This window comes from Thiohalocapsa sp. (genome assembly GCF_019695415.1).
Lineage (GTDB): Bacteria > Pseudomonadota > Gammaproteobacteria > Chromatiales > Chromatiaceae > Thiohalocapsa.
Genome location: NZ_JAIFKJ010000400.1, coordinates 1 through 5,813, shown reverse-complemented (window position 1 = coordinate 5,813; position 5,813 = coordinate 1). Strand labels below are relative to the sequence as shown.

6 protein-coding genes are annotated in these 5,813 nt (G+C 65.0%); 2 read left to right on the top strand and 4 right to left on the bottom strand.

The genetic code is table 11. From position 1 onward, the window contains the following. Window positions 1–215: hypothetical protein (locus I6U14_RS11460; protein ID WP_296899442.1), on the bottom strand; the 215-nt coding region annotated here is incomplete at its 3' end. Here I6U14_RS11460 and I6U14_RS11455 point away from each other — a divergent pair. After that, window positions 214–924, top strand: coding sequence for a TraB/VirB10 family protein (locus I6U14_RS11455; protein WP_296899441.1), 711 nt, complete (start codon window positions 214–216; stop codon window positions 922–924). The two genes, I6U14_RS11460 and I6U14_RS11455, sit on opposite strands and share 2 nt — an antisense overlap. 480 nt (window positions 925–1,404) lie before the next feature. On the opposite strand, the gene I6U14_RS11450 is transcribed toward I6U14_RS11455, so the two are convergent. Beyond that, window positions 1,405–2,415, bottom strand: a complete 1,011-nt coding sequence (locus I6U14_RS11450; protein ID WP_296899440.1) for an NAD(P)H-dependent glycerol-3-phosphate dehydrogenase — start codon at window positions 2,413–2,415, stop codon at window positions 1,405–1,407. Window positions 2,416–2,525: 110 nt separating this feature from the next. On the opposite strand from I6U14_RS11450, the gene I6U14_RS11445 reads away from it, so the two are divergent. Further along, window positions 2,526–2,693, top strand: a complete 168-nt coding sequence (locus I6U14_RS11445; RefSeq protein ID WP_296899439.1) for a hypothetical protein — start codon at window positions 2,526–2,528, stop codon at window positions 2,691–2,693. A 642-nt stretch (window positions 2,694–3,335) separates the two neighbouring features. Here I6U14_RS11445 and I6U14_RS11440 read toward each other — a convergent pair. Together I6U14_RS11440 and I6U14_RS11435 are read right to left on the bottom strand one after the other, a co-directional pair. Then, on the bottom strand, window positions 3,336–4,316 hold the full coding sequence (locus I6U14_RS11440; RefSeq protein WP_296899436.1) for an alpha/beta hydrolase: 981 nt from the start codon (window positions 4,314–4,316) through the stop codon (window positions 3,336–3,338). Window positions 4,317–4,347: 31 nt separating this feature from the next. Next, window positions 4,348–5,493: a hypothetical protein gene (locus I6U14_RS11435; protein WP_296899434.1), complete on the bottom strand. Its 1,146-nt coding sequence runs from the start codon at window positions 5,491–5,493 to the stop codon at window positions 4,348–4,350. Window positions 5,494–5,813 lie beyond the last annotated feature (320 nt).

Sequence of the window (5,813 nt, the reverse complement as noted above, 5' to 3'; positions counted from 1 at the left end):
GCCCCCGCACCCGCGCCCCCATCGGCGCCAAAGCCTGCGCCCAGCCAGCCGCAGACGGCTGAGCCGCCCCCGCCGGCGCGCGAGCGTCGGCCGCCGCCACGCACCACGGAGCCGCCGACGCTGAACAACCTTTTTGGGCCGCCGCGGAGCGGGAGCCCCGCCCAGCCGTCCGCGGTCCGCGAGTCGCCCGCGCCGGCAAGGCGTGGCGGCGCCATGTCCATTCGCACCGTCGCAGGCGCGGGCAGTGAAGCGGGTAGGGCGTCCAACGTGCGCAAGCCGAAGCAGGGCGAGGTCTTCATCCCGGCCGGCACCATCCTCTCGGGCGTCCTGCTCAATGGCTCCGACATGCCGACCGGGCAGCAGGCGCGCGATCAACCGACGCCGGTGCTGATCCGCATCAAGGATCTGGCGATTCTGCCGAACCAGGTGCGGACGGATGTCCGGGAGTGTTTCCTCATCACCAGCGGCTTCGGCGATCTGGCCAGCGAGCGCGCGTACCTGCGCGGGGAGACGTTCTCCTGTGTGCGCTCGGATGGCGGGGTCATCGAGGTTGCCCTCGACGGCTATGCCGTGGGCGAGGACGGCAAGGTGGGCATGCGTGGCAGACTCGTCTCCAAGCAGGGCGCGATGCTCGCCAAGGCCCTCCAGGCGGGCTTCCTGCAGAGCTTCGCGCAGATCTTCCAGTCGACGCCCGCGATTCCGATCACCAACGCGACCGAAGGCGGCGATGCGCAATTCCTGAGCTTCGCGAATCCCGACGCGCTCGGCGCGGGTGTCGCGAGCGGTGTCGGCGGCGCGATGAACCGGCTCGCCAACTTCTATCTCGACATGGCCGATCAGATGTTTCCGGTTATCGAAGTTGACGCCGGTCGCGGGGTCGAGTTCATCCTCAATCGTGGTGCCGCGCTGAAGATCCGTTCGTGAGCCCCGGCGCCCCTTCCGCTTTCCCGCGTGTGCTTCGCTGCGCGGCGGCAACAGTGGGGCGGGGGCTTCCTTCTCCCTGAGCGACTGCCAGCAGGAGCCCAAGCCAGCCTGATGCGGACGTAGCGGTCTGCGAGGCCTGGAGCGCCGTGCCGGCTACCGCATTGATGCGCCCCGCGGGGATGAACCCGCGTCGCTGCGCGGCCAGGAAGCGTTCGTCCCACAACGCCGGGGAGGACTCGCCTGCCGCAAGCGCCGCGGCAACGCGCCGGCGGATCGCGTCGGCGTTGGGCTCGCCTGGCTGAGCATACTTCTCCCGAAGCACATCAGTCGTGATTGCCTGCGGTTTCATAGCTCTCCTGCGACGTCGGTGCGTCGCCGACACCAAGCTTGTCTCAGAGCGCGCCCAGCCAATTCACAAGCGCAGCGTACCTTGCTCGACCGCGCGCGCATGAACGCGTCCGCGGAGCGTCGTTGTTGGGCCTATTCAGCCTCCTCCCGTTGGGGCCGATGCAGCAGCATGTGTACCGCGTCATGGGGTGCCAGCCCTTCGTAGAGGACGCGGTAGACTTGAACAGTGATCGGCATATCGACGCCGAGCCGTCGGCTCAAGCGGTAGACTTCTCGCGTCGTCTTCACGCCCTCGACCGCCTGCCCGATCTCTTTCCGGGCAGCCTCGACGCTGAGGCCCCGCGCGAGCGCAAGCCCCATGCGCCGATTGCGGGACTGATCATCGGTGCACGTCAGCGCCAGGTCGCCGAGTCCGGCGAGCCCGACGAAGGTCTCGCCCTGTCCGCCGAGGGCGACGCCGAGGCGCGTGATTTCGGCAAGCCCCCGGGTGATCAGCGCCGCCCGGGCATTGGCGCCGAACCCAAGCCCATCAGAGATGCCGGCGGCGATGGCCATCACGTTCTTTGTCGCGCCGCCGACCTGAACGCCGATCAGGTCGGCGCTGGTGTAGGCCCGAAACGTTTCATTGTGCAGGTAAGCGGCGACGCGCTCGGCGTGGGCACTGCTGGTCGCTGCCACGGTGACGGCGGTGGGCAGACCGCGGGCCACCTCGCGAGCGAAGGACGGTCCGGAGATGACCGCCAGGTCATGCTCGGGTAACAGCTCCGCGGCGGCCTCGGTGAGGAGGCCACGGGCTTCCGGGTGGAAGCGGTGGGTGGGCAAGCTGAGCGGTGAACCGCCGGCTACCGTAGTGGCGAGCGCGGTGATGATCGCGCGGAAGGCGTGGCTCGGAACTACGACGACGACCTCGGCAACCGCGGCCACCGCTGCAGCGAGATCCGGTTCTGGGTGCAGCCTCGGCGGAAAGCTGACACCTGGCAGGTGGCGCCGGTTCTCGCGGTCCTTCTTCAGCGTGGCCACATGGGCCGGAACATGTCCCCAAAGCCGCACAAAATGGCCGTTGCCAGCGAACAGCACGGAGAGCCCCGTGCCCCAAGACCCGGCACCAATTACGGCAATTGTGGCAGTTTGCGGAGTGGCCATGGTGTCGATGCCCCTTTCGAGCAGGACCTGTTCAAAAGATAGCTCGACGCTAGCAATTCACGGTGCCGCTCACCGGCATATCGGTTCCGCACAATAACCGGGCTTCCACGATGTCTGACATCATCCAGTTCCCCTGGCACCCGGAGCCCACCGATGACGACGTTGAAGGACCGACCGAGATTGTCGTCCGCCTCGTGTCGGAAATGCCTGACGAGCCGCCGGAGGAACCGGAGGCGGAGCAGGAGGAGCCAGCGTGGAAGACCATTCCAGCGGGCTGAACGGTCTACACTCGTCGTCTGAACCCTTGGCGAAGATCATCATACCGTCCTGATCCGCGATAAGGTGACCTCGGCTTTCACGAAGCGCCCCGTTAACGTGTCAGCTCTGTAGTGGGCTTGCGCTGCTTATCCTGCGAGGGAGATACACCAAGTATCTGATCAATAGATGCTTCGTATGCATTGATGCCTAAGCAGATCTGCGTATAGGAAATCCAAGCTGCCCCTGAGCGCCCATGGATGGTCTGAGGCAGGAAACTGTCGGGGGCGAGATGCTCGGTCTATGCGCAGCGGCGCGCGGGTGACGACGGTCGCATGCCGTGCAAGCGCGGGGTCCACGGCACAGGGGCGAATATTTGCGGTACAGCGGACAGGCGGGACAGAGGGGGACTGAACCTTCGCATGCTCAAGACGGCGGCTAGCAGGTGGTACGCTTATCGAACTGGACGTCGGGCTTGGGCTAAGCGAAGGAGTCCCAGTCCAGGTTCTGGTGAGCGAGAATCGTTCCAGGTGGATGGGCAGCGCGTTGGGCTGATGGGCAGGGCCTGGCTATGGCGGCACGTCGACGATGTCTGCTTTAAGTCGGGAACTGCCTTTCTGTTGAAGAGGGTCGGTCGTTGCTGAGCCGCCTGCGGAGTTGACCGGTCAGCTGTTGAAAGCTCCCTCTGGCTGCTGAGCATAAACGTCCGCGTCGGCAAGCACACGACGCAACGCTTCCTCGACTAGGTCCGTGAACAGGATATGAAGAAAGTGTCCTGCCTGTTCTACGTAAACGAGGCGCCTGCGCGCGGTGCCCACCAGCCTCCCCGCGAGGTAGGCCGAATTCTCCGCTGGCACGAGTGTGTCATGTAGACCCTGCAAGATCATCACAGGCGCCTGGATCCGCCCCATATGCTCGCCGAGCACCTGCAGCTCGCGGCGCAGGGCAAGGAGTTCAGCGTTCGAGTGGGCAAGCGCCCGAGGAAGTAAACGGCGAAAGGGCCTTGCCGCCGCCAGCCGCTGCAATAGGTGCGTCTGCTCGCACTCTGGGTCGCCCGCAGCGCCGACGAGGAGAACGCCCGCAACCAGCCCCGGATGGTCTGCAGCCAGCCGCAGGGCCACCGGCCCGCCATAGGACGAACCGACTAGCACAGCGGGACCTTCACCGCGCTGCAGCAGCGCCGCGATCGCGCGGGCTTGTTCCCCCAAAGCGACGACTGGCGCCCCGGGGCCGCTTTCGCCAAATCCGGGCCGGTCGACCGCGAGCCGGTACTGGCCTTCGGTACCCTTGTGAAGGAACGGTGTCCAGTCGTGTGCAGTTCCCGGTGTGCCATGAATGAAAAGCATCTGCCGTCCCTTCGGACTGCCCGCCGCCAGATAGCTGAGGTCCGGCAAGTCGCCACGACCCGGGATCCTGAGCCGCTGGGGGCGATCTTGCGCGGTGCCGCGATGGGAGAGGCCCAAACCCGTCAACGCCTGGAAGCGCTCACGAAACGACCGATAAGACCGAACGAAGCGGTGGTCTGAACCGGTACGCGGGTGTCCTGCGAGCATCACTTCCTGCTCCGGAAGCCCGTTGAGCAGGTTGCGAATGACAGCGGATGCCGTGGTGCTCTTGAGCGGTCGAATGGAACAGCCTGGACTCATGGGCGGCGAGATGGCTCGGCCGGTGTCCGGCTCAGCAAGATGGTGGATAGCGCTGGATCAGACGAGTCTGCCGCCAAGCTGCGCGGAGCACCGTATACGGATTGGCGGGTTTCCACCCGCGGGCGCGGTTGCGGGCGCCGATCTCGAACAGCAGCCGCTGTTGTCTTAGGAGTCTCGCATACACTTGTCCGAGCGTCATCTCCGGATCCCAAGCGCTGATCGGCTCGCTGCCTGCCCCGTTGATCTCGATAATCCGAAAGTCTTCTCCCTGCTGCAGCCGCTCAAGTGCGGCGAAGCGAACATCGTAACGTCCGTAGTAAAACTCTGGGATCGACCGGGAGATTGCGTCGAAACGCTCGGTCAGCTTGGGTGTAATTTTCTCGTCCGCGTCACGATAGAGACTGCCGACGCGGATGGATCCGATAAAGGACAGCCGCACGCATTCTCCAGTCTCGGGAATCCGGTCGAGGCTCGTGGTCGGCACGCCCCCATGCCCTTTCCTACGTCCGAGATGCCAACCCGCTTTCCAGGCGGCACGCTTCTGGGCGTGAATCAGCTCGCGCACGGTACTGGCGCCATCCCCGACAACGTGCGGGTAGTAGCGGAGGGTCAGAGATATAACCTTGCCGCTTGCCGCGCCCGGCTGGCGGACGTAGAACACGCCGGCCTCGGCGTCCCAGCCGATCATCTCTTGCAGCATCAGCGTTGCCCCCTGGGGGAAGCCGGCAACATAGGCGCGCAGCTCAGATTCCGAGGCAATTGTCCGCACGCCATAGCCCTGCCAGCCAATATCCGGCTTCGCCACAAGCGGAAACCTGAGCCCTTGAGCCCGCACCAGGTCGCCGGCTCGTGCGGCGTCCGGAGCCGCGCCGCCCTCACCACGCGTGAGTGTGGCGTAGCGCGCAAGCCAGCGCCGCGCCTCGCCGGAGACCATGTCCAGATAGGCCTGCTTCGATTCGCCCCATAGTCCGCCGACCTCAACCAAGGGATTGGCAACCGTGGGCAGAGAGAGGCTGCCGTAGCGCAGCGAGAGCCACAGCCATTGAAGGATAAGCGGAATATAGAAGAGATGCGGCGGGATACGCTCCGCCACACCGATCTCGCGAATCAGGCGTCGCAGGGCTGGCATGCCCGTATGGCTACGAGATTTGTGCCGTGGAACTGTCAGCGGAATCAAGATCGTGCGTCCGTCCTAAGCTGGTGACCGTGATAGTGAGACTGACGAAGCGTTCGTGAAAGGGGCAACAGGCACCAGCGTCTCGACGCCGAGAACAACGGGCGAGACCGGAACTGAGGCAACCGCTGCTAGCTCTGGACCGAGATGAGCGAAGAGCCGCGTTGGGAGCGCCCACCTACTACGCCCCCTTCAGCTCTTCGGAAGGACGTGTCTGGACACCTGAGAAAAACACCGCAAACGGATGCTGCGGTCTCTTATAAACATCTCCGAGCCCACGGGACCCCTGAGCAACCCGTATGCCGCCTTCGGCTGTAAAAAAA